Source organism: Pseudomonas sp. p21, from assembly GCF_001642705.1.
Lineage (GTDB): Bacteria > Pseudomonadota > Gammaproteobacteria > Pseudomonadales > Pseudomonadaceae > Aquipseudomonas.
In genome coordinates this window covers 39,163-63,831 of record NZ_LWBV01000009.1, presented here as the reverse complement: position 1 = coordinate 63,831, position 24,669 = coordinate 39,163, and the positions used below count along the sequence as shown (strand labels likewise).

Genomic DNA, 24,669 nt, shown 5'->3' with positions numbered 1-24,669 from the left:
GTGACAGTAGATTCAGCTGAAGGCGTCGCTGATCAACGTCCTCATGACGGAAGCCGACGCCTGGAGGAAATGTTCCTGGTCACTGATTTCAAAACGCACAGGATTGATGTGCACGACCGACGCTCCCGTGCTTAAGGCCCGAAGAGGCAGTTCTGCTGCTGGGAATACGACGCCGGAGGTACCGATCGAAAAGAACAGATCGCAATCCTCTGCCGCTTCAAGACCAGCGCGCCACGCTGCCTCTGGAAGCATTTCTCCGAACCAGACGACGCCTGGCCTGATGTGCCCGTTGCATGAATGGCACCTCGGTGGCTCGAGGCGGCAGCCATCTTCGGACATTTGATCGCAGGCGAGTATCGATTCGTGCGCAATGCCGCAGTCGATACACCGAGGCGAATGAAGGCTGCCATGCAGGTGGATGACTCCCTGGCTCCCGGCTCGCTCATGCAGATCATCTACGTTCTGCGTCACCACCGTCAGCTTTTGAACATGCTGAGCGAGCGCTGCAATAGCAAGGTGCGCGTCATTCGGCTGCGCCTGGAGAACCTTGCACCTGCGCCACTCGTACCATCCCCAGCAGAGACTTGGATCGGCTCGATAGGCTTCGGCGGTCGCCAGCTGGGCAGGGTCGAACCGCTTCCACAAGCCTGTCAGCGCATCACGAAAGGTGGGAATACCGCTTTCTGCCGAAACGCCAGCACCGGTGAAAGCAACGACGCGCTTGGCTTTTCGCAAACGTTGAGCGATAGCATTGATTGCCATGGATGGGTGCTCCGAAATTCGGTATCCCAGCTTACCAACGTGAATCACACAGGGCGCTGCTGGATTATTGCTGTTGCCGCTGAGGTACATTCTAGAGCGTGTCGTTGAAGACTCAATGTCACCAGGCGTAGCAACTGGCGCACTTGCAATTCATGCGCTTTGCCAGCACCCTCGGCTGTGATATGCATTAGATTGCCATCATCAAAAGGTCAGCGAGGTTAATCATGGACTGCAGGGACGGTCGCATCAGTTCAGCGCTCAGCCACGAAATCAACTCGCACCGGACTCGTCTGGCTCCGTTCTTCAACGGCAACGCCAAACCTAACCCATCAGTGAGTTTTGCCAATGATGGTACTGGCTTCGGCAAGTCTTATAACGTCTTCGATCAGTTCGTCGAACACTCCGCTGTTCATAACGAAGGCGGGGGCCACCGCAACCTCTTCTTCATCACCCCGCATAAAGCACAGATCGACGTCTCCATAGTCACCCAGGAAAGGGCGGCAGCGCGGGGCGTCAGCATCTTGAGCTTCCTGGCCGAGCGGGACTTGTCTGACCTCAATTTCGTCGGCTGGGTATCCAAGGTACGCAATGAAGACCTTTACGGCGGCTGGATCAGGGCCCTGAGTACCGACTACTACCGCGAAGCGGTCAGCGAACTGAGCAGCGCCATCAGCGGGCTCAAAGCAACTGAATCCGAGCACCTTCGCTACCTGAAGTTAGGCGTGATGGATCATCTTCGGGACATTGAGTTGCGGCGTCGAATCGACGCGTCAAAGCAACGCCTGCTCTTTGCGTTGCAGGATCTGGCCAAAGCCGTGATCAGGGAGAAAGTCGGTTCTCAATTTGTGGCCACCGAAGACCGCTTCAGGGATGCTCGAACTGACCGGGAGCGTGCGAAGATCGAAGTGATTGATCATGTACTGCCGTTCGAGCGGGCCAAGGTGGGGCCAACCATCTTCATCGCTACCACTGCGCGATTCCTCAAGCGCGCGTTCATTGTGTACATCGACAAGAAGAAAGAACCGAACATCAAGAAGCTGAGCTTCGACGCCATACTGGGAGCCAAGCGCTCGCCCACGAATGCCGAGGAAGACAGTATCGCGCCTATCGGCGCCGCCTGTAGCCTGTCCCATGACGAGCAAATCGCCTACCTCAAGGACGACTTCTTCATTTCCGACGAGGCAAATTTTTTCAAGGCCCACGGAATCACCTTCAACCTGGTCGTCGATGAGGAGCACGACAGTTACGACCGAATTTTCGAAGAGAGTAAGAAGAAGCTGGTCAGCGAGCGGGTGAAGCCGCCCCACGTCATTGCCGGTCTGCACCGCCTGATGGAGATGGTTTCGGAGCAGTATGGCCCCGATAATGAGGAGCCCATCGCGTTCAACGAAACGGTTGAGCTCATGCAGGATCTTCGCCGGCATTACGAAGAGGACTGCCAAACCAGCGTCCCGCTGGATGCCATCCTGATGATGTGCTCGGGCAACGTGGGTCACATCACGATCAACAATCGCGATGTCGAACAAATCCTGGCGCTGTCTCGGAATATCTTCAGCCTCACCCCGAGGCGCTTCTACAACGAGGAGGCGCTCAAGCGAATTAGGATGCGGTCTGTGTGCGGTAAAAGTGAGATCCGTCTGTATTTCGATGATGGAACCCCCACTGACGATCCTGACCCCACACTGCACGACTTCCTGCAGGTCATGCTGTGCGCCCTGTACGCCTGCTCCAAAGTGCCCCAGAAAAGCCCGCTGCGACAGCTACTGGAGCTTGGTCAGGAGGCCAGCCAGAACGCGCCGCTACTGGAGTTCATCAAAACCTCCCGGCAGCATCATGCATACGTGGCTTCGGTGTTTGACCGAGCCAGGGACGCTGAAATCTTCGTAGATGCCTTCTTCACTTTCTACGCTCCGAAAATTGTCTTTTCGCTCATCAAAGTGGACGAGATCCCCTTTGGTGGTAATGCGGTGAAGAATCGCGTCTTCGTTGATTTCCACCTTGACCTGATCCTCGAGCTTCCCGAGGTGAAGCTGCTTCGCATCCTGCACGGCACCCAGAACAGCGCCATGTGCCTCAGCGCAACGACAGGCTTCAAGAACTCTTACTCGGGCAATTTTTCGAGAAAGATGCTGGTTCGCTATGGTGAGGCCCAACCATCGAATCTAGATGTACGCGTCGTTGAGCGCTCCCTCACGGATGTAGATGCGATGGCAGACCTTCGGGCCGCCCGGGCCAAGGCCAGGACGATGGAAGTCAGGCCTTTCTACAAAACATCGGCTGACGACATCAGCGGGCTGCGCAGCGAGCCGGCCTTCAAAAGCGCTTTCAGCTTCTGGTCAAACTCCCTGATGCCGCCTGGCTTCCGTGACAACAAGTTCCGGATGTCTGCTTACCGCCGGCAGATCGAGGCGATGCTGATGGCTGCCTGGGATGGCAAGAACACTTTCGTACTCTCGCTCAACAACCGCTTTGCGGATTTGTTCAAAAAGCTGTTCGCACAGAGCATCGAGGGCCGCATCAAAGGTCTTTCGACGCAGTACCAGGACAAAATCTTCGAGCTAAAACCCTTCGCGGGTGGAACCAAGATACGGGTCATCCTGTTTAGTGCCCAACTGGCCAGAGAGGTCAATATCGATGAATACCTGAAGGTGGATTCTGACACGCGTATTTGCCTGATCTCCTCCTACGGCAGCGCTGGCACGGGTCTCAACCTTTTCGTTGAGCGCACCGAGGATGGCTTCCACCAGGACTTCGATCGCCTCGTGCTGGTTAACACGCCGTTCTATAGCTCCATCCGGGAAAAGGATACTGGCCTCAATACCGTCAAGAACCACATTCTGCTGCTCAAGCACATCGCGTCTGGGGGGAGCGAGGCGGTTCGGTTGTCGCAGTTCGACTCCAACCTGATGCAGCCCAAGAACCGCCGCATCCTGAATCAAGAGCATGATCTGGCGGTGCTCAAAGCCATCATCCAGGCGGTCGGCCGTGTCGAGCGACGTGATACCCACCTGCACAGCGAAATTTTCCTGCCCAGTGATGTGATCAACGATCTGGTGGTGCGATACAGCCGACTGCGCCGTGAGGGCAATGATCTGCTCATCAACAGCCTTTCGCTGCTCAATCACAAGCTGATGCAGTTCTGCCTGTCTCAAGCAGAGAGTCTCTGTTTTGGTACTGAGAAAGAGCGCGAGCAGTTCACTGCCCAGGTGGCAGCCGACGCTGACGACATTGATAAATTCTTCAACGGCGTTTTTCGCAGCAAGATCCTCAGAAGCGCACGCGAAGGTGACCGGGAAGCGATGGCGTTTAACGAGATGCTCAGATCTCCCGAGAGCATCACAGCGCCAGAGAAGTACGTGCGCAGGCTTCTGGCCTCGCCACTCGTAAAAGCCTCCGGCTACTACCAGGAAATCATCAACGCCTTCTACTTGCCGCGGGCTGTGACGGATCGGGTCACCATCTGCACGACCGTCGAGAGCCACAACCACCTGAGTGACCTACTGCATGGGCAGGCTGTGTATCAGCCAGGGAAGTGGCTTGTTCCAGACTACGTCCGCAACGATGGCGATGACCGGGAATCAGGTACTGGCATCATCAACATGGCCTGCAACATGGCCAGCGAAGGGATTGATGTCCACTTGCCCAATCCGGCGCTGATACCGCTACTGAAGGGCAACGTTGGCGAGTTCATTTTCGCCCGAGTGCTCGCGGTGCTAGAGATCACTCCACTTGATCTCAACCAGCTCATCGACTGCCTGGGGCCCGCAGTGTATGAGAGCTATGACATCTTCGTTCGGGTGCAAGACACGCTCATCTGCATCGACGTCAAGCGTTGGTCGGGCAGCCTGGATAGCCACGAGCTCTCGCTCAAAACGCTTCGCAGAGCAGAAGCCAAACGCAAGGATATGAGTGAGTTGTGCGCTGGCCTGAACCTCACGCCGCGCTTCCTGTACGTCAACACGCAACCGGACGACAACGATCTAAACGCTGAACGTGAGTTCACCCATGGAGAGTCGATCCACTTTCTGAATGCCTTCAAGATCATGACCCGTTACGTGCCAGTGACCGAGGCAGGCACCGCTCACCGGGTGGATGACCGTCTGATGATCAACCCCACATTGATACAGCTGCTAAGGAACGCGAAATGACGTCTATCAACCCTCTGGAAATGGGTGCTGCTGCCAAGGCGCGCACCAACATGCTGAAACTGCCCGGCGACCTCGACGACATCATTGACCGCTTAGCAGTCATTGATGAGGGTTACGGTCACATTCAGGCGGCTGTGGTTGAGGTCTCCAGAAAGTATGGTGAAGAGTCAGAGGTCTATTACCCGCGGGTCGATGCCACCATCAAGGACTTCATCCGTAAATCGCTGGGTGTCCCAGCGTCCACCAAGGTGCACTACAGCAAATTCAGTGGCAGGAAGGGGGTGTTCGGGTTCATCTATCTAAGCACGCATGCGCCGGCGCCTGGCCATGTCCGCCAAGTGATCAGCGAGCACTCACTTTATCCCTACTCCGTGATCCAAGCACTGGTGGATCTGAAGCTCAAGCTCTCGTACCTTAATGACGTCCACCAGCGCTACGCTATAGAACCTGTCGAGTACAACGCGAATTTGTACCTGGGACTTGTGTTCAGCCGTAAGGCCAGAAACGGTAATGAGGTGTTCGAGGCTCTGGAGTACGAGTTGTATTTCTCCAAGGAGCAGGAGCTCGTTCTCTCCCTCAAGCGTGCAGTCATGGAGTGCGCTTCGTCTATGGAGTCGGCGAGCAGGCCGGTTACCGATTCCGGCATGTTGATGTTCGATTGGAGTGGTAAACGTTACCAGCGCGTGCAGTCTCTCAACGCGACCACCAACAGCGATCGCAAGTACATGGCGTTTGCCACGAACCACCCCGAGGCAAAGGCACTCGACCTTTACCAGAACAGCATCAATTACCACCAAACTGACTGCCTGAACCGCATCGAGCGACTGCTGAAGCGCGCGGGCATTGAATTCAGTCCTCTGGTGTACCAAGCCACCCATCAGGTCAGGACATTCCTGGAAGGATTGCCGACGATGTCAAATCCGCTTTGGCTGCTCGATACAGCAAAGGACACAGCGGACAGTGAAGCTTGGCTAAGCACTATCAAAACCCTCGCGGAGAAATTCGGCGCGTGCAAGGTACTGAACGGTGATGGACTGCCATTGCCCACTGAGCTTGAAGTGGGCAACACGAACTACCTGGTCGTCAGCGAGAAGGTCAAAACCTCCGGTAGGAGCAAGAACGGTTCCAGCATTTCGAAATCAGAAGGGGAGGAGACGCAGGCCTACAACACTTTCTGGCAAGCGCTCAACGATAGCAAGCGCAATCCAGGTGCGCAGTTCGATTACTACACGTCGGTGAAGCTGCATCGCTTCACGACATCCGTCGACACCATCTGCCAAGGCTTCGACGTCGACCTCAAAAAGAAGCCTTCTGATTCGGCTATCGAGAAAAGCCTGCAGGAATTGGCACTGAAGGAATCGATCTTCCGAGACAAGGCCGTGACCATCAGCGGCGCAGCTTTGCCTGACCATACGCTGCAGCTGGTGAGTTGCCGATGTGACCGAAAGGAGAACATCTACATCCAGGTGCTCGACGTGACCGTGAATGGCGACACCATCAAGATTGAACGCTCGCGCCGGTTCGATGAGACCTGCGCGGGTGAGTTCAACTACGAGTTCAAGCAGCTGAGCGCGGTGCTCAGAAAAGCAGGTACCAAGGCGTTTGATGCCCTATGGGACGGCGCATTCCTGATCCGCGACAAGGAGACGAATACGTGGCTGAACGCTTACAACACCCCCCGGGTACCCCGCATCATCGGCAACACTCTGTTCGATAACCAGAAGCGGCAGGACGAGGGTACCTCACCGTCCCGCCAGGTCAGTGCTGAAGTGGCGTCTCTGCCTTACTACCTCACGCCAACAAAGCAGAACCAGCGGCACAGCGTGTTCATCCAGGACAATGGCCTGGAGGGCGCGTGGTACTTTGTAGCGTCCAACAAAGCCACAAACGGAACCATCGCGAAGCAAAGCTTGGTGTACAACGTTGTGATTACCAACGAGGTCGGTACCCGTATTCCTGTCCTGAACCACCCACTGGGCGAGCTGTTCTTCTCCAGCTTCACCTACGACATCGTAAGGCTTCGCGAGGCGGCCAAGACTTCGATTTTCCAGAAGATCGTTGAAGTCTGCTTGCATAACTGACGCAGCATTAGGCCCATCTTTTTTGAGGATGGGCTTTGCCGCCCTGACTCCTCTCTGCCTTGCTGGATTTGGAGGAGGGCACTGATCGCATGTGTGAAGGCATCCCCGGGTCAGTGGGTGAGCCGGGGATACCTAGGCAGCATGTGAGCCGAGGGTGGTGATAACGCTCAGGTGTCGTTATCGGGAAGCTCAAGCTGTTGCGATCCCGGCTGCAGGGCCAGGTTGCCAAACGAATTGCGTGCCTCTACATACCGCAACGCAGACTTCATGTCCTTCCAACCTACGTAACTCATCAGTTCCTTGATATCCCACCCACTCGCAGATGCCCAAGTAGCGAAACCGCGGCGCATAGAGTGGCTGCTGTAGCCCTCTGCAGGGATTCCAGCTCGCTCAAGGATGCGCCTCAACAATGGGATCAAGCTGCTCGCCTTGAAGCCTTCCTCAGACAGATTGCCCCAGCGATCAATTTTCCTGAACACCGGCCCGGCACTAATCCCCGCCACCGTTATCCAGTTGATGTAGGCCTCGACTGGGCAAAGCATCTTGAGCGCCGGCGTGTGGTAGGTGGTGCCGTGGTGATCCCGGTCGGCTTTTGTGTAAGGCAGGTAGAAGGTGATGCCGACGCCAGCTTCAGCTGTTGTGTCATCAACTGTGAGTCGCGCGAGCTCGTCGCTTCGAAAGCCTCGCCAGAATCCAATAAGGAGCAGGGCGGCGTCGCGCCGACAGCGCTTCAGCAACAGGTAGTCACTTGCTTCAATGGCGTAGTTGGCCTCCCTTTCGAGCCAGTCTGTGGCCTTTTGAAGGTACCGCAACTGCAGAGGCGTGGCCTGTTTCTGTCGAGCAGGGTGCAACACCCGAATGCCCTTCAGCATCTGGCGAACCTGGGGCGACTTGGTTGGGTCGGGAAACCCTTGGCTTGAATGCCAACTGGCAAGCGCGGCCAAACGCTGGCGCAAGGTGCTGATTGCCAGCTTCTCACCGTATTCCGCCAGGTAGCGGACGATACCTTCTGCAGTGGTCGGCAGGTATCCACCCCACGTGACTTCGAAGTGCTCGATCGCCGCGCGGTAGCTCTTACGTGTGTTTTCTCGCGTTCCTGCCGTCAGGTACCGCTGCGCCTTCTCCATCTCCCGTTCCTGCCATTCATACAGATCAGTGGGTGATTCTCACCGATTTTGCCCCCTAAGAACATATAATCCTCCATTATTTACTCTTAATATCTCACTATTTTAAGGAGACAAATCTTTGTAAAATGGCACGTAATTACATGACACGTAACACAGTACGAAATCGTAGGAGCGATCATGGCAAGAGGCGGCATCAACCTGGCGGTGGTGAAAAAGGCGCTGGAAGCATTGCTCGCTCGCGGCCAGAATCCGTCCATCGATGCGGTTCGAATAGAGCTTGGAAATACGGGTTCTAAGACGACCATTCAGCGCTATTTGAAGGAAATCGACGGATATGACTCTCGCCCCACGGCGTCACCCGCCCGCTTGAGTGATGAGTTGACGACCATTCTGGAATCGCTACTGGCACGCCTGATCGCTGAAGGTAATGAGGCACTTGCACACGAGCGGACATTGTTCGGGCAGGAGCGTCAGAAGCTGGAGGAGGGTGCTCGGGCACTTGAAGGAAAGCTCGAGCAGGCAGATCAAACAATTGCTAGGCTTGAGCTGGCGCTCAAAAGTCAGGTTGAGGAGCTCCAGACCTCGCAGTCTTCTTTGCAGGCGGAGGTGACGCGCAACGCTCGAATCAGCCAGAGCTGTACGGATCTCGAAGTACGCGTTCAGGAAAAGGATGAGCAGATCCGCTCCCTGGAGGAGAAACACAGACACGCACGGGACGCGCTTGAGCATTACCGCGCCGCTACCAAAGAGCAGCGAGAGCAGGATGAGCGCCGGCACGACGCACAGCTTCACCAGCAGCAACAGGAGGTAACCGCGCTGCAGCAGACCCTCATGATGAAGCAGGATGAAATTGCTCGACTGATTAGAGATAACGAGCGACTGATCGGCGACAATCGACAATCTTCTCGCGAGGTTGCGCAGCAGCGAGACTCCATCGAGCGATTGAGAGCGGATGTAGGCCTGGCCAACGCAGCCACCGCACGCGCAGAAGGTGCGAGGGAGTTGCTCCAGGAACAAATGGTTACGCTCAACTCAGCGTCTGATGCGCTGCGCACCACGATTGCGACCCTTGAGACCCGTGAAAAGCAGTCTTCAACAACACTGGAACAAGCCCTGGCTGAGGTCGAGGCCCTACGCGCGCGCAACTCAGAGATGGAATCGCCTCAGAAGGAGTGACGCAGACAGCTAACTCTTCTGGAGGGAGGTTCGGTTGCCCAGCCGGCAAGGCCAGATCCTGATCTGGAGCAATCTCCCGGATCCAGGCTCTGGGCGCTGATTCAAAGTTATGTGATAGTGCGAAATGGTGGCTCAAAGCCACTCCATCAGGACTGCATTATTAAGGAGTTTACATGGCGATATACGTTTCACCAGGATATCGGGTCGGGCGCGACGGTGGCTCGTTCCAGGAGGTGACAATGAACACCACGAACCACACTGTCACAGCGCGGCACGGACGTTACTGCACCATTCGTGACAACGAACAAGCTCCAGCGACCAGTCGAGCTGGTCGTCACTGGCTGCAGATCTACCGCACGCCGGACAACACTGAGTGATGCTATGGCGGCTGCGCCCCCCCCAAAAAGGCGCAGTCGTTCTCACTTTATGATTTCGTCTACAAGATGCTTAGTGGAAATGAATTCCACACCTCCCATGTACGGTTTAAGCACATCCGGCACCCGAATCGAACCGTCGGCTAGCTGATAATTCTCCAGCACTGCAGCTAAGGTACGATCCACAGACAGACTGGAGCCACTAATGGTGTGCACAAGCTCTGGTTTGCAGTTTTCGGGTTGCGCCAGCACGTCTTTGCCGGCCATGCTGTTGCCAGGGCACATAAAGCGAGACCTTTGGTTCGTCATGCCTTGGGCCGCTCGACTGAAGGCGTTTGATAGGGATGAAGCAATGAAGCGCACACTGCTCGGCATGGCCGAAGCTGGAGAGCCGCTCCTCAAACAAGCGCTTGCTGCTATCCGAGCCTTCAACGAAGCGGAGGCAGAGGGGCGTCCAGAGGAGGAGCTCAGTCGGCTTCGGCTTGAGGCCGACCACCTTTATGAAACCGTGATCAACTACCAGTTGTACAAGGCTGGCAACCTGGGAGAGTCGACCCACTGATCCCGCATCGCTGGAGATCGGGACGCTCCGTCCTCAGCACGCGGGGATTTGCAGCCAGTTAGATTACTCAGAGATAACAAATCCCGACGGAGTACAAATGTACTCTTGCGTATCGCCAGTGTGCATATCGCCGACTAGATGCGTTGAGTCGTCCAAGGAGACTGCGTGTTCAAGAACGTGAGCTATACAGCCCGTGACCTGTTCGATCGGGTCTGGTCGACACCGGTTTTACAGCTGGCGCGAGAGATCGGCGTCTCGGATGTCGCGCTGAGCAAGGCCTGCAGGAAGGCAGGCATCTCGTTACCCCGTCGCGGACATTGGGCAATGCCAATCAGTAAGCGTCCGCCGGCGCCGACTCCGCTGCCAAGCCGCCGCCTCCACCAGAGCCCAAATCCAAGCGTCGACCAACGCGAGAGCCGGTACTCTGGCTGGGGACACGTGAGGAGTACGTGTATAGCTCCACAGGCGAGTTTACCTTGATCGCCCAAGAGAAGCCGGATGCAGGGTCGCAAACAAGCTGGACGGACAGTAAAACCGGTCAGCTTGAAGACAAGCTCCATCTGTTCAGTACTGGTATCACGAAACTGATAGGCCGCATGAGGGCGTATCGGGCTGCCATGGTAGAAAGGCATCGGCGGTGGGAAGAAGAAGATAGGATTCGATGCCAGGCGATCATGGCCGCGGAGCACCAGCGAGCGTTGCAGATGCGCCTGGCTATCAGGTATCCTTGGGGAGCTTCGACTGACGGCTCAAAACTCTCTATGTAAGCGCGTACGCAAGCCATTGTGGGTTCGCACAAGCTGAAGTCTTGATCGATGAAGCTCTCGTAAGTTTCAAAGATCGGTTTTGGCAGGTTAGGCATTTGATGGCTTACCGATCGATTTAAGGCGGATCACAAACTTCCAGTATTGGGAGTAACTGGAAGTTGCGGGGTCAAATTTCGCATCCTTTCTCTCCTATTGTGTTTTTGACATGAATGAAGTTCGGATGGTAGCGACTGATTTTCATAAGCGCAACTGCAATCCGACAAACAATCGATCACGCCTCGCCATTGACAGGAATGTTAAAGTGAACTATCGCGCGCACCTGCGCGCAGTAACTAAGATCAAATAATACACATATATTGACAAGCTTTTCGGCATGGCCAAAGGCTCGACGAGAGCCTGTGAATGTCTCGGGATAAAACGATTTTCCACGAGCGAGCCTAATGTCTCGTAAATATTTAACATTTGTTCGAACCGTTTGTTTTCAAGGGCTTAGGCAACCCCATGGAAAGGCTGCACCAGGAATGACTCATCAAATAGCGTCGAAGCCTTTTAGGCTGCAACCGAAACGAGCGAAGCTGTTTTTCCGCCAAGACATACCTGTAACCAGGGTCTAAACCAGCAGTTGTGCGGGCTGCGTCAGTCCGGAACTAGGTTGGCGGCAGTGAAACAATGCCAATAAAAAGAAGGGCAAATCCGGGATTGTATCTCGAATTCCTTACATCTAAGGTTGCTCAGGAATGTCTCATAGATACGTTACAGAGCGCCCATTACCCCGAATTTGCTGGACGAAACGCGTAGAGACCGTGCTCCATGAGATGCAGCTAGTCTCATCATTGATTTACCTCAAGAACGCAATTCCCGGAAGCAGGGCTAATCCACTGCAGGCCTTGAATTTAGCGGGCTGCGTGTCATGAATCGACTCATTCTGGGTCTCATGATTAATTTACATCTCAGGGGCGCTATAGCGGCACTACACGCCTTGGAAGCCGCGCAGAGCAAGGGATTCGGCCAAAGCAGCGCACGTGTCTCATCAATTAGCGATTGGCGCATCTGGTTTTCGGGGGCTGGTGACAGGAGGACAGGCACTTACAGATACGTTATTTAACATAATACTCATTATGCGCATCCTTGGATTTTCCCCAAGGGGCGGTGTACTCTAGATTTCAGCACTGAAAATCATAACTCCAACCCTCGCCGCCTTCGGCGGCTCCATCCAATCCCATCAAGGAACCATCATGGAAGACGACCTGCGGGCCGTAATGGACGACGACGCGCCTGTGCGGCGCTATGCCTCGCATCAGCGCAACGGCAACTGGCTGGCCAAGCAAATTCCGCTCGCGACTCCGTTTATCGTGACGATGAGGCGGCTGTCACGATAAGCTGGGGTCGCGGCCCTTGATCATTCAAGACCGCGTCGGAGCAATTTGGCGAACAGCAAAGAACGGACCTGTGGAGTCATTGGCGACGGGGTCCGCGCTACGCTAAACCCCGCTGCCAAAGACTCCTCCTGACTGCCGGTGAACTGACAGCAAAATTATTGATGCACGTAGAACGTGAGCTGCCTTGATCTTGCTTGCGTCCAGGTCATAGCCAATTGCCGCATTTATTCGAGCAATTGCCATCATATCGTGACCAGTAAGCAGGTGCTTTGCAGCCTCGCAATAGCGGTACGCGCTCTCAACCATCCACGGTGTCGGATGCGGTTGAATCGAGAATTCTCCAAGAGCAGCGGCACAGGAATTGAGCTTTCCCTGGTTCAGCAGATGAGCTACCCTGCCCTTATAATATTCATTTTATGAATAACTACACTAAATATTCATTTTGTTTAGTTATATAAATTGCTCTTCCTATCTTCCTTTTAACAACTCTCAATGCCACCGCAGAATCGGCCACCCCGTCGCGTCAGCATGCGCCCGCAGCACGGGATCAGGATTGACTGTATGCGGTTTGGCGACCAGCGAAAGCAACGGCAGGTCATTGCGCGAATCCGAGTAGAAGTAGGCACCGTCCAACCCCTCGCCCTGCTCTTGCAGCCAGCTGTGAAGCCGCGTCACCTTGCCGTCCCGGTAGGTCAATATCCCACTGGTATTGCCGGTATAGGCGCCCTGCTGGTGTTCAAGGTCAATCGCCAGTACTTCTTCTACGCCAAGTTGTTTGGCGATGCGGCTCACCAGGAAGTGCGCAGACGCTGAAATGATCAGCAGGCGGTCCCCCTCTTCGCGATGTCGCGCCAGGCAGGCAATGGCATCCTCATGGATGCGCGGGGTGATGACATCTTCCACGAAGGGAGCCACCGCCTCGGCCACCTCCTCTATCGTGCGGCCCACCAGGGGTGAGAGGCTGAAGGTCATGTACGCCTCCATGGCCAACTTGCCTTGCGCATAGAGCGCCATGAGTTCGCGGTCGCGCTCGATGAAGCTCGGCCCATCGACCCAACCGAGCGCGGCCATATGGCTGCTCCACAGGCTGGCACAGTCGCCATCGATAAGGGTGTCGTCCAGATCAAACAGTGCGAGGGCCATTGGCCACCTCCAAGGTACGGAATCAAGGGGCGACGGCCTTTTCAGCCATCGCCGGGTGAAATGACAATGGGATCAGCGAGTGGTTTGCGCGGATGTCGCGACACTGCCAGACGTCGTCTTGAATTCACTGACAGTCGCCTGACTTGCTGGGCGGCTGTTCCAGAACGGCACCAGCAGCAAACTGGCGAGCAACGCAGCGCCGGTGAAGACGAAAAACACAGTGAGGGTGTCGAAGTAGCCAGGCAGCAGCCCACCGAGGATCGCACCCACCGAGCCGCACCCGTTGACGAAGCCTGTGGCGGTGCCCGCGGACTCGCTGGTGCCGAAATCAATGGCGGCGGCGCCGCTGATCATCGAGTCTGGGCCATACAGCGTGACACCCATCATGAACAGCAAGCCGACCACCAGGTAGATGTTGCCGCTTTGCATTGTCGGCACGAACAGTATCAGCCACAGGGTCAGCGCCAGCAGGCTGATCACGCAGGCCGGCATACGCCGAGCGCCGAACAGTCTGTCGGAGACGATGCCGATCAGAATCGGGCCGACCAGGCCCGCGACTTCGAACGCGGACGGCACAATGGCCGAAGCCACTTTGCCGATACTCGGCATGCGCTCGTAGACGATCACCGGCCCCCACATCAGGATTGCATAGCGAGCAGGCTTGAGCAGGAAATACGCTATTCCCAGCACCAGGACCGTACGATTGGCGAGCACCTTGCGCAGCGCCGTCCAGTAGTTCTCCCGTGGAACATCGGTGCGCCCGGCCGACTGCGCCTCGTCTTCGACGGCGGGCAACCCTACATCCTGCGGGCGGTTGCGTTGCAACAGGAAGAACAGCACGGCAACCACGAGCACGACGCCCGCCGAGGAGATGAACGCCATGCGCCAATCATGTGAGATCTGGTACGCCCACCACCCGGCGAACGGCGTTGCGACCAGGCCGCCGAACGCGTAGCAGGTGCTCCAGTAGCCCAGCACGCGGCCGCGTTCACGGGTAGCGAAGAAGCATCCGATGTTCTTGCACAGCCCGGACCAGCCCGTGGATTGCGCCAACCCCTGAATCACCATGCAGCTGGCGAAGATCGGTAACGTCGCGAAGGTGCCCATGGCCAGCGCGGCCAGGGCCGATACCACCAGCCCGCCAAGCACGACGACGCGGGTACCGTAACGGTCAGCGAAGACACCCCATGCGAACTGGCCTACGGCATAGGCGGCCAGATAAAGCGCGTCGAGGTTGGCCATGGCCGCTTTGTCGAGCATAAAGCTGGGGTCTTCGGCGATGCCCAGCTTGGCCACCGAAAAGGCCTTGCGGGTGAAATAGAACGCGGCATAGGCCAGCCACGTGATGATGAATATCTGAACGCGCCAGTGTCGAAGGGATTTCCAGTCATGGCGGGCGTTCTCAGGACTCTTGTACATGTTGTTGTCCTCTGTTGATTACCGCGACGTAGGCCTGGCACCCCTGCTCTGCTCGATCAAGGCGCCTGCCGGTAGGTATCCGGAACTTGCGAACCTGATCTTATATCCTGGTCTAGACCAAGACTTGACCCTGCACGGACGTGTTCAACGTGCAAAGTCAATTTTCAGTTCAGCAGTCTTCGCTACGCCACTGCCGCGGGCTTACGCCAAACCAGCGGCGAAAAGCCCGGGAGAACGCACTGGTCTCGGAGTATCCGAGCAAACCCGCCAGGTCAGACACCGGCCGTTTGGGCTGTCGCAGGTAGTGCACCGCCAGATCCCGGCGGACCCTTTCGACCAACTGGCTGAAGCTCAAGCCTGCCTCGCGCAAGTGGCGCTGCAGCCCAGCCGGACTGAGCTCCAGTGCCTGCGCGATCCTCTCCAGGCAAGGCTCTCCACAGCTCAGGGCAAGGCGCACCTGAGCGTCCGCCTCATCCAGCAGGTTGCGCCGCTGATCGTGCGCGCCCAGGCGCTGGAGCACGTCCTGGACCAGAAACAGCAAATTGGCATCGCGCTCTGGCATCAGCTGATCTTTCAGGTCAGCCTTGGGGACGAGCATCGAGTTGCAACCGCGACCAAAATAGACAGGCGCGCCGAACGCCTGCTGATGCACTTGCCAGTCCTGTGGGCGAGCGTGCTCGAAGCTGACCGCGAACGGCGCCCAGTCCTTGCCCAGCACGTGGCGTATCAGGTTAAGCGCCATGCCCATGGTCAGTTCGGCATCCTGCCGACGCACCAGAATGGCGCTGTGCCGCACCTGGTAATCGAAGCGATAACACTCGCCGCAGTCGACCAGCCGTACCAAGGTATCGTGCTGGTGGTAAGGAAACGCCGCCGCGAAATTGCGCAGGGCGTCCTCCAGCACATTGGATAACAACCCGACATAGCCCAGCAGCCCTAGGGCTTGGGGCTGAAACTGCAGACCGTAGTGCAAACCGAAGTTATCGCAGTGCGACTGGCGGGCCGCCTCTTCCAGCACCTGGCAGTAATTGGTGAGCGGCAGGCTCAGCGTGGGTTGGCGCAGGCTTTCGGGATTGACCCCGGCCCGTCCCAGTATCAGGTCAATATCGCCTCCGACGCCTGTGACGAACCCCTCCAGCCCACTGGCAGCAGCCGACAGGACGCCGAGGTTGCCCGCAACTGGCGGGACGGTGCAGCAGAGCAGTGGAGAATGCATGGTCTAGTCCAGTTGAGGTTCGGTGTCTGAGCAATGCAAACACCATGCCCTGCCTTCCCTCCTCAAAAAGGCGCCTTGCAGCCAGAACGCGGCAACGGAACTGGGGTATAGGGTAACATCGCGTAACAATCAGCCACGCGACTGCAGAGAACGCCAAGACAGTCCCGTATGGATGCATTCGATACGCCGCTGTGCCGCCGGCATTGGAAACTGGCCTTGCTTGAACACCTGCGTGGTACTGGTCTAGACCTGTTGGCGAGCTTTCATGTTTTTAGGGGCGTCATGGAAATACCCGCCTCTGCACCAACCCTCAAACAAGCCCGCCAAAACGCCGGTAGAAGCCCTCGTTCACATCCGGCAAAGGCCCATCAGCCGTTTCCAGCGCGCTATTCAGCCATTCTTCTGCCTTGGCAAACACCAGGCGATAGAGGTTACGGCACAACTGTCGCGCGGCCCTTCCCTCCCAATCCCCCGGCAGTAGCTCGTCTGGCAGTTGCGGATCGCGCAGCAGCAGCCGGCGGTATTCGTGAATCAACAGCGTACGTGCCAGGAAGCAATCCTGGGCATCGAGCTGTTGCTGCTCTTTCAAGCCTTGCCATAGCGGCCTGAACAGCTGGATGAACTCGCTGTACTGCTGCCCCAGTTCGTCGATACGCCAGCTTTCTCGCACCTGGGCGCGCATGGCCTTGGATGCGAGCACCTCCTGGGTGTGGGTTTCGAAGACGATGCTGTCGTCACTGGCCTCCAGGTCGCGCAAGGTGGCGGCCAGGTCGGCGCGGTCTGCCCGTGGGCAGCCCAGCAGGTTCGGCGCCATCGCACCAAACCCCTGCCACTCCAGCTCCTCACGCAAAGCCTTGCGCTTGCCGGCCTCCAGTTGCGAAAGCAACACCAGCGTCCAGGCACCGTCCCAGGCTGGCTGGCTAGGGCTATATACCCGTTTGAAGGCTTTCTCGAACCGCCGGCGGCCCGTACCGGTCAGGCTGTAGTAGCTGCGCCGGCCAACCTTTTCGGCGGTGAGCCAGCCCTCCTTGGTAAGGCGGAAGATCGACGTGCGGATCAGGCGCTCGTTGATGCCGATTGGCTCCAGCAGGTTGATCAGGCTACCCAGCCAGACGGTTCCGCCGTGGGGCTCGATGGCATCGCCGTACAAGGTGATGATCAGCGAACTGGCGCGGATCGGCGTCTGTTCCTGGAAGCGGGTGATCAGATTGTTCAGTGGGGCGAGATTGCTCATGGGCGAACTGTGCGCGGATAAAGCACCGACTATACCTGCGCGGCGGGCCGCCTGGCCATTGCGTGAGGTAGCCAGGCTCATGCCGATGCCTGGCCTTTGGGCCTGACGCCAGTGTCTACCATGCGTGGGCGCTCGGGCTCGACCTCGGCCAATGGCGGGCATTCGACCATGCTGTTCATGCAGCGTTGCGCCAGGTGCTGGTACTCCGCCGTGCCGCGCTGCTTCCAGGCCAGTTCCTGTTCGGTCAGCGGGCGCTTGACCTGGGCTGGCGAACCCATCACCAGGCTTTGCGCTGCACATTCGAAGCCCGCCTTGACGAATGCCGTGGCTGCGACGATGCAGCGTGGTGCCACATGGGCGCCATCCATCACCACTGCGTTCATGCCGATCAAGGCGTCTTCACCCACCCGGCAGCCGTGCAGCACGGCACCATGCCCGACATGCCCGTTGCGTTCGACCACCGTGTCGCCACCCGGGAAGCCATGCATCACGCAGGTGTCCTGCAGGTTGGCGCCCTCCTCCAGCACGATACGGCCGAAATCCCCCCGCAGCGATGCCAGTGGGCCGACGTAGCAACGAGGGCCGACGATGACATCACCGATCAGTACGGCACTGGGGTGCACGTAGGCTGTCGGGTGAACCACCGGCGTCAGGCCGTCCAGTCGATAGCAAGGCATGGCAAAGCTCCTGAAATGATTTGAGATGCACATTGATCTTGTATCACAAAGTAATTGAGCGTCAATTGCCAGGCTTGTGTATCGCTTTTGCTGGCGTGATTGTACTCGCGCAAATTCACCGAAATTCGCTGAAAAGCAGATGAATAAGCGATTCATCTGAAGTAAAAGCCAATCTGTCTAAACCGCAATCAACACAAAAAGGGATACATGAAACAATTTTCAATGTTGCATTGTTGTATCGCGTGATGCATATACTGGTTCCACCTGGACGTGATCCCGCATCACGCCCCTGCAAACAATTCCAAGAAATGCCGGCCCCACGATGTGCCGTGCGTGCAGCAAGAGGAACCCGACATGCCGCGATATCTCGATGTGCAGGCGCCTGAACACGGCGTCCAGCTCATTACCCTGCAACGGCCCGAGGCACTCAACGCCCTGTGCACCGAGTTACTGGCAGAGCTGGCCGCTGCACTGGAAGCGGCCGGGCAAGACGAGCAGACCCGCGCGGTGGTCATCACCGGCAGCCGCAAGGCATTCGCTGCAGGCGCCGATATCCGCGAGATGGCCGAGCGCGACCTGGTCGGCATCCTCAACGACCCCCGTGTGGCCCACTGGCAAAGCATCGCCGCTTTCGCCAAGCCGCTGATCGCCGCCGTCAATGGCTACGCCTTGGGTGGCGGCTGCGAACTGGTGATGTGCGCCGACATCGTCATCGCCGGCAGCGACGCTCGTTTCGGCCAGCCGGAAATCAACCTCGGCATTATCCCCGGCGCCGGTGGCACCCAGCGCCTGCTGCGGGCCGTAGGCAAGCCGCTGGCCATGCAAATGGTGCTGACCGGCGAGGCCATCAGCGCCCGGCATGCCTTGCAGGCCGGCCTGGTCAGCGAAATCACCCAGCCGGAACTCACCGTAGAACGCGCCCTGCACGTCGCCCGCAGCATTGCCGCCAAGGCCCCGCTGGCTGTGCGCCTGGCCAAGGAAGCGCTGCTCAAGGCCGGCGATACCGACCTGGCCAGCGGGCTGCGCTTCGAACGCCATGCCTTCACCTTGCTGGCCGGCACTGCCGACCGCGACGAGGGCATTCGTGCCTTCCAGGAAAAACGCCAGGCCCGCTTCCAAGGCCGCTGATCATCTTTCCCTCGACTGACGGAGCGAGTCTGTCATGACTTTCCAGCACATCCTGTTTTCCATCGAGGACGGCGTCGCCCTCCTTTCGTTGAATCGCCCCGAACAGCTGAACAGCTTCAATACCGCCATGCACCTGGAAGTGCGCGAAGCGCTCAAGCAAGTGCGCCAGAGCAGCGAAGCGCGGGTGTTGTTGCTGACTGCCGAAGGCCGTGGTTTCTGCGCCGGCCAGGACCTGTCCGATCGCAACGTCGCGCCAGGCGCCGAGATGCCGGACCTGGGCGAATCGATCGACACGTTCTACAACCCGCTGGTGCGCACCCTGCGCGACCTGCCGCTGCCGGTGATCTGCGCAGTCAACGGCGTGGCTGCCGGCGCCGGTGCCAACATCCCGTTGGCCTGCGACCTGGTGCTGGCCGCCCGCTCGGCCAGCTTCATCCAGGCCTTCTGCAAGATCGGCCTGGTACCGGACTCCGGCGGTACCTGGCTGCTGCCGCGCCTGGTCGGCATGGCGCGGGCCAAGGCCCTGGCCATGCTGGGCGAGCGCCTGGGCGCCGAACAGGCCCAGCAATGGGGGCTGATCCACCGCGTGGTGGACGATGCCGCACTACGCGACGAGGCCCTCGCCCTCGCCCGCCAGCTCGCCACCCAGCCCACTTACGGCCTGGCCCTGATCAAGCGCAGCCTCAACGCCAGTTTCGACAACGGTTTCGATGAGCAGCTGGAGCTGGAACGCGACCTGCAGCGCCTGGCCGGGCGCAGCGAGGACTACCGCGAAGGCGTGAGTGCCTTCATGAACAAGCGCACACCGGCATTCAAGGGGCGTTGATCATGAGCGCACTCGCAAGCAATGCGCAGGTGGCGGTGATCGGTGCGGGCGCCATGGGGGCAGGCATCGCCCAGGTTGCGGCACAGGCCGGCCACCCGGTAAAGCTCTACGACAACCGCCCGGGCGCTGCAGCCCAGGCGGTGGCCGGTATTGACCGGCAACTTGCCCGCCTGGTGGAAAAAGGCAAGTTGCAGGCCGCCGAGCGGGAAGCGATCAGCGCCCGGCTATGCCCGGTGGACGCTCTGGAAGCCTTGGCCGATGCCCGCCTGGTGATCGAGGCCATCATCGAGAAACTGCAGGTCAAGCAGGCGCTGTTCAGCCAGCTGGAAACCTTGTGCGCCGCCGGCTGCATCCTCGCCAGCAACACCTCGTCGCTGTCCATCACCAGCCTGGCTGCCGGGCTGCAACGCCCGCAGCAGGTGGTTGGCATGCACTTCTTCAACCCGGCACCGCTGATGGCCCTGGTCGAAGTGGTCTCAGGCCTGGCCACCGCCCCGGCCGTTGCCGCGTGCATTCACGCCACCGCCCAGGCCTGGGGCAAGCAGCCGGTGTACACGCGCTCCACGCCGGGTTTCATCGTCAACCGCGTGGCACGGCCGTTCTACGCTGAAAGCCTGCGCCTGCTGCAGGAGGGCGCAGCCGATTGCGCCAGCCTCGATGCGCTGCTGCGTGATGCCGGTGGTTTCCGCATGGGCGCGTTCGAGCTCACCGACCTGATCGGCCACGATGTCAATTACGCCGTCACCTGCTCGGTCTTCGATGCTTTCTATGGTGACTTCCGCTTCCAGCCTTCGCTGGTGCAAAAAGAGCTGGTGGACGCGGGCCGTCTCGGGCGCAAGACCGGCCAAGGTTTCTATAGCTATGCCGAAGGCGCCGAACGCCCGCAACCAGCCGAACTGCATGGCGCCGCCATCGTGGATGCCTGCGTCGTCGAAGGCGACCTGGGGGTGATGCAGCCGCTGGTCCAGCGCCTGCGCCAAAGCGGCGTCGCTGTCACCCAGCGCGCCGGCAGCGGCCTGATCCAGGTGGGCGATGCCACCCTGGCGCTGTCCGATGGCCGCCTGGCCAGCCAGCGCGCCCGGGAAGATGGCCTGCGCAACCTGGTGCTGCTCGACCTGGCCCTGGACTATAGCACCGCCACCCGCCTCGCCATCAGCTGGTCGGCCGACACCAGCGACAACGCCCGCGACCAGGCGGTGGCCTTGCTGCGGCGTGCCGGCCTGAAGGTAACCGCAGTCGCCGACCTGCCCGGCCTGGTGGTGCTGCGTACCGTGGCGATGCTCGCCAACGAGGCCGCCGATGCGGTGCTGCAAGGCGTCGGCAGCGCCGCCGACATCGACTTGGCCATGCGTGCCGGCGTCAATTACCCCTGCGGCCCGCTGGCCTGGGCCGCGAACATCGGCATCGCCCACACCCTGCGCGTGCTCGACAACCTGCAGCGCAGCTACGGCGAGAGCCGCTACCGCCCTTCCCTGCTGTTACGCCGCTGCGAAGCCAAAGGAGGCACCCTGCATGACTGAAGTCGAACTGGCACAAGCCTGTGCCGAGGCCATGTACGCCCGCGACCAGGCCACCCAGGGCCTGGGCATCCGCCTGCTGGAAGCCGGCCCGGGCCAGGCATGCCTGCGCATGCCGGTACGCGCCGACATGATCCAGGGCCATGGCACCTGCCATGGCGGCTTCCTGTTCGCCCTGGCCGACTCGGCGTTTGCCTTTGCCTGCAACAGTTACGACCAGGCCACCGTCGCCCTGGGCTGCAGCATCGACTACCTGTCCCCGGCGCTGCGCGATGACGTGCTTACCGCCCGTGCCAGCGAGGTCAGCCGCAAGGGCCGCACCGGCCTGTACGAGGTCCGCATCGAGAACCAGCGCGGTGAGCTGGTGGCGATGTTCCATGGCAAATCCTACAAAGTGCGCGGCACCGTGCTGGCGCAGGAGACGCAAGATGACTGAACACACCCTGGCCGATGCCTTGATCATCGACGCCGTGCGCACCCCCATCGGCCGTTATGCCGGGGCCTTGAGCGGCGTGCGCGCCGATGACCTGGCCGCCATCCCGCTCAAGGCACTGATCCAGCGTCACCCCGAACTGGACTGGAAAGCCATCGACGACGTCATCCTCGGCTGCGCCAACCAGGCGGGCGAGGACAACCGCAACGTGGCGCACATGGCCAGCTTGCTGGCCGGGCTGCCGATCGAAGTGCCGGGCACCACCATCAACCGCCTGTGCGGCTCCGGCCTGGATGCCATCGGCAATGCGGCCCGCGCCCTGCGCTGCGGCGAGGCCGGGCTGATGCTGGCCGGTGGCGTGGAGTCGATGTCACGCGCGCCGTTCGTCATGGGCAAGTCGGAGCAGGCATTCGGCCGCGCAGCCGAGCTGTTCGACACCACCATCGGCTGGCGTTTCGTCAACCCGCTGATGAAGGCGGCCTTCGGTACCGATTCGATGCCGGAAACGGCCGAGAACGTTGCCGAACAGTTCGGTATTTCCCGCGCCGACCAGGACGCCTTCGCCCTGCGCAGCCAGCACAAGGCCGCTGCCGCCCAGGCCCGCGGGCGCCTGGCACGGGAAATCGTGCCGGTCGAGATCCCGCAGCGCAAAGGCCCGGCCAAAGTGGTCGAGCACGACGAACATCCCCGCGGCGACACCACCCTGGAGCAACTGGCCAGGCTCGGCACCCCGTTCCGCGAGGGCGGCAGCGTCACCGCCGGCAATGCTTCCGGGGTCAACGACGGTGCCTGTGCCCTGCTGCTGGCCAGCAGCGCCGCTGCCCGCCGCCATGGCCTGAAGGCCCGCGGCCGCATCGTCGGCATGGCGGTGGCCGGGGTCGAACCACGGTTGATGGGTATCGGCCCGGTGCCGGCTACCCGCAAGGTGCTGGCGCTTACCGGGCTGTCGCTGGCCGACATGGACGTCATCGAACTCAACGAGGCCTTTGCCGCCCAGGGCCTCGCGGTATTGCGCGAGCTAGGCCTGGCCGACGACGACAAGCGGGTCAACCGCAACGGCGGTGCCATCGCCCTCGGCCACCCGCTGGGCATGAGCGGTGCACGCCTGGTCACCACCGCGTTGCACGAGCTGGAAGAAACCGCCGGACGCTACGCCCTGTGCACCATGTGCATCGGCGTTGGCCAGGGCATCGCGATGGTCATCGAACGCCTCTGAGCGGTTCAGACCATCGGCTTGTTACCGAACCGAACGCAGCCGTATATGCTGCGCTCATGACACTCACCACGCGGCCTGCAACCGGTACCGCGCGGCGTACAAGAACAATTCGAGTGAAGCCATGAACATGTACCATGATGCCGATCGTGCCCTGTTGGACCCGATGGAAACCGCCAGTGTCGACGCCCTGCGCCAGCACCAGCTGGAACGCCTGCGCTGGAGCCTGAAGCACGCCTATGACAACGTGCCGCTGTATCGCCAGCGCTTTGCCGAGTGCGGCGCCCACCCCGACGACCTCAAGTGCCTCGAAGACCTGGCGAAGTTCCCTTTCACCGGCAAGAACGACCTGCGCGACAACTACCCCTACGGCATGTTCGCCGTGCCCCAGCAGGAGGTGGTGCGCCTGCACGCCTCCAGCGGCACCACCGGCAAGCCGACGGTGGTCGGCTACACCCAGAACGACATAGACACCTGGGCCAATGTGGTCGCCCGCTCGATCCGCGCCGCGGGTGGGCGCAAGGGTGACAAGGTGCATGTTTCCTACGGCTACGGCCTGTTCACCGGCGGGCTTGGCGCGCATTACGGTGCCGAGCGCCTGGGCTGCACGGTGATCCCCATGTCCGGTGGCCAGACCGAGAAGCAGGTGCAGCTGATTCGCGACTTCCAGCCCGACATCATCATGGTCACCCCCTCCTACATGCTCAACCTGGCCGACGAGATCGAGCGCCAGGGCATCGACCCGCACGACCTCAAGCTGCGCCTGGGCATATTCGGCGCCGAGCCATGGACCGATGAGCTGCGCCGCTCGATCGAGCAACGGCTGGGTATCGATGCCCTCGACATTTATGGCCTGTCGGAAATCATGGGGCCTGGGGTGGCGATGGAGTGCATCGAAACCAAGGATGGCCCGACCATCTGGGAGGACCATTTCTACCCCGAGATCATCGACCCGGTCAGCGGCGAGGTGCTGCCGGACGGCCAGCTGGGCGAACTGGTGTTCACCTCGCTGAGCAAGGAAGCGCTGCCAATGGTGCGCTACCGCACCCGCGACCTGACCCGGCTGTTGCCCGGCACCGCCCGGCCGATGCGCCGGATCGGCAAGATCACCGGCCGCAGCGATGACATGCTGATCATTCGCGGGGTCAACGTGTTCCCGACCCAGATCGAGGAACAGGTGCTTAAAATAAAACAGCTTTCAGAGCTTTATGAGATTCATCTGTATCGTAATGGTAACCTGGACAGTGTCGAGGTGCATGTGGAGTTGCGTGCGGAGTGCCAGCACCTTGATGAGGGCCAGCGCAAGCTGTTGACCGCGGAGCTGACCAAGCAGATCAAGACCTATATCGGCATCAGCACCCAGGTACGCCTGCAGCCCTGCGGCACGCTCAAGCGCTCCGAGGGCAAGGCTTGCCACGTGTTCGACAAACGGTTGGCCAGCTGATTCATTCGGCTGCCTTTTCGGCCCCGGCATCGTCCGGGGCTTT

18 protein-coding genes and 1 pseudogene are annotated in these 24,669 nt (G+C 59.4%); 11 read left to right on the top strand and 8 right to left on the bottom strand.

The features are described from left to right. Positions 1–12: 12 nt before the first annotated feature. Positions 13–762 carry an NAD-dependent deacylase gene (locus tag A4C63_RS22565; protein WP_063914663.1) on the bottom strand — a complete coding sequence of 250 codons (750 nt, stop codon included), beginning with the start codon at positions 760–762 and terminating at the stop codon, positions 13–15. 224 nt (positions 763–986) lie between these two features. Between A4C63_RS22565 and A4C63_RS22560 the strand changes: the two genes are divergently transcribed. Then, positions 987–4,910: a hypothetical protein gene (locus A4C63_RS22560; protein WP_063914662.1), complete on the top strand. Its 3,924-nt coding sequence runs from the start codon at positions 987–989 to the stop codon at positions 4,908–4,910. Then, complete coding sequence (locus A4C63_RS22555) at positions 4,907–6,991, top strand: hypothetical protein (protein ID WP_063914661.1); 2,085 nt, start codon at positions 4,907–4,909, stop codon at positions 6,989–6,991. The genes A4C63_RS22560 and A4C63_RS22555 overlap by 4 nt, the downstream gene beginning before the upstream one ends. 167 nt (positions 6,992–7,158) lie before the next feature. On the opposite strand, the gene A4C63_RS22550 is transcribed toward A4C63_RS22555, so the two are convergent. Then, positions 7,159–8,118: a site-specific integrase gene (locus A4C63_RS22550; RefSeq protein WP_063914660.1), complete on the bottom strand. Its 960-nt coding sequence runs from the start codon at positions 8,116–8,118 to the stop codon at positions 7,159–7,161. Between the two features lie 177 nt (positions 8,119–8,295). Between A4C63_RS22550 and A4C63_RS22545 the strand changes: the two genes are divergently transcribed. After that, positions 8,296–9,294: a DNA-binding protein gene (locus A4C63_RS22545; RefSeq protein WP_063914659.1), complete on the top strand. Its 999-nt coding sequence runs from the start codon at positions 8,296–8,298 to the stop codon at positions 9,292–9,294. Positions 9,295–9,713: 419 nt separating this feature from the next. Here A4C63_RS22545 and A4C63_RS26060 read toward each other — a convergent pair. Further along, positions 9,714–9,908: pseudogene (locus A4C63_RS26060) on the bottom strand (hypothetical protein); the annotation flags it as partial. A gap of 112 nt (positions 9,909–10,020) precedes the next feature. Between A4C63_RS26060 and A4C63_RS22540 the strand changes: the two are divergent. Next, positions 10,021–10,230, top strand: coding sequence for a hypothetical protein (locus tag A4C63_RS22540; RefSeq protein ID WP_063914880.1), 210 nt, complete (start codon positions 10,021–10,023; stop codon positions 10,228–10,230). Between the two features lie 2,002 nt (positions 10,231–12,232). After that, on the top strand, positions 12,233–12,376 hold the full coding sequence (locus A4C63_RS26410) for a hypothetical protein (protein WP_156510906.1): 144 nt from the start codon (positions 12,233–12,235) through the stop codon (positions 12,374–12,376). Between the two features lie 489 nt (positions 12,377–12,865). Here A4C63_RS26410 and A4C63_RS22530 read toward each other — a convergent pair whose 3' ends face one another. From A4C63_RS22530 to paaY, 5 genes are all read right to left on the bottom strand, one after another. After that, positions 12,866–13,519 (bottom strand): HAD family phosphatase, encoded by a 654-nt coding sequence (locus A4C63_RS22530; protein ID WP_063914657.1) that lies wholly within the window; start codon positions 13,517–13,519, stop codon positions 12,866–12,868. A gap of 72 nt (positions 13,520–13,591) precedes the next feature. Continuing rightward, the gene (locus A4C63_RS22525; protein WP_063914656.1) at positions 13,592–14,938 is read right to left on the bottom strand and encodes an MFS transporter; all 1,347 of its coding nucleotides are present in this window, start codon (positions 14,936–14,938) and stop codon (positions 13,592–13,594) included. Between the two features lie 169 nt (positions 14,939–15,107). After that, positions 15,108–16,154, bottom strand: a complete 1,047-nt coding sequence (locus A4C63_RS22520) for an AraC family transcriptional regulator (RefSeq protein ID WP_063914655.1) — start codon at positions 16,152–16,154, stop codon at positions 15,108–15,110. A 310-nt stretch (positions 16,155–16,464) separates the two neighbouring features. After that, positions 16,465–17,388, bottom strand: coding sequence for a phenylacetic acid degradation operon negative regulatory protein PaaX (gene paaX, locus A4C63_RS22515; RefSeq protein WP_177340738.1), 924 nt, complete (start codon positions 17,386–17,388; stop codon positions 16,465–16,467). Positions 17,389–17,465: 77 nt separating this feature from the next. Then, a complete protein-coding gene (paaY, locus tag A4C63_RS22510; RefSeq protein ID WP_063914653.1) occupies positions 17,466–18,065 on the bottom strand; it encodes a phenylacetic acid degradation protein PaaY in 600 nt (199 codons plus the stop codon). 354 nt (positions 18,066–18,419) lie between these two features. On the opposite strand from paaY, the gene paaF reads away from it, so the two are divergent. From paaF to paaK, 6 genes are all read left to right on the top strand, one after another. Next, positions 18,420–19,193: a 2,3-dehydroadipyl-CoA hydratase PaaF gene (gene paaF, locus A4C63_RS22505; RefSeq protein WP_063914652.1), complete on the top strand. Its 774-nt coding sequence runs from the start codon at positions 18,420–18,422 to the stop codon at positions 19,191–19,193. A 34-nt stretch (positions 19,194–19,227) separates the two neighbouring features. Then, a complete protein-coding gene (gene paaG, locus A4C63_RS22500; protein ID WP_063914651.1) occupies positions 19,228–20,019 on the top strand; it encodes a 2-(1,2-epoxy-1,2-dihydrophenyl)acetyl-CoA isomerase PaaG in 792 nt (263 codons plus the stop codon). A 2-nt stretch (positions 20,020–20,021) separates the two neighbouring features. After that, positions 20,022–21,539, top strand: coding sequence for a 3-hydroxyacyl-CoA dehydrogenase PaaH (gene paaH, locus A4C63_RS22495; RefSeq protein WP_063914650.1), 1,518 nt, complete (start codon positions 20,022–20,024; stop codon positions 21,537–21,539). Further along, positions 21,532–21,972, top strand: coding sequence for a hydroxyphenylacetyl-CoA thioesterase PaaI (paaI, locus tag A4C63_RS22490; protein ID WP_063914649.1), 441 nt, complete (start codon positions 21,532–21,534; stop codon positions 21,970–21,972). Before paaH ends, paaI begins: the two co-directional genes overlap by 8 nt. After that, positions 21,965–23,185: a 3-oxoadipyl-CoA thiolase gene (pcaF, locus tag A4C63_RS22485; protein WP_063914648.1), complete on the top strand. Its 1,221-nt coding sequence runs from the start codon at positions 21,965–21,967 to the stop codon at positions 23,183–23,185. Before paaI ends, pcaF begins: the two co-directional genes overlap by 8 nt. 121 nt (positions 23,186–23,306) lie before the next feature. Further along, positions 23,307–24,626 (top strand): phenylacetate--CoA ligase PaaK, encoded by a 1,320-nt coding sequence (gene paaK, locus A4C63_RS22480; protein ID WP_063914647.1) that lies wholly within the window; start codon positions 23,307–23,309, stop codon positions 24,624–24,626. The last annotated feature ends 43 nt before the right edge of the window (positions 24,627–24,669 follow it).